Genomic DNA, 216 nt, shown 5'->3' with positions numbered 1-216 from the left:
GCAACAAGATCCAGGCAGCCTTCGAATCAGCCACCCTGGTCGACGTCGCCCAGGCGGCCATGCGCCAGCGGATGATCAAGTCGGCCGAGGAAATCGAGGTCATCAAGCACGGCGCCCGCATCGGCGACCTCGGCGGCGAGGCGATCCGCAACGCCATCACGGCCGGGATCACCGAATACGAGGTCGCCCTGATCGGCACCGAAGCCATGGTCCACG

At 66.2% G+C, this 216-nt stretch carries 1 pseudogene; it reads left to right on the top strand.

Annotation, left to right across the window (positions count from 1 at the left end):
- Positions 1 to 216: pseudogene (locus QCD75_RS22125) on the top strand (creatininase); the annotation flags it as partial.

The sequence above is a fragment of the Arthrobacter sp. PsM3 genome, from assembly GCF_030433895.1.
Classification (GTDB): domain Bacteria; phylum Actinomycetota; class Actinomycetes; order Actinomycetales; family Micrococcaceae; genus Arthrobacter.
The sequence above is the reverse complement of the archived record's forward strand: the minus strand, read 5'-3'. Positions and strand labels throughout refer to the sequence as shown.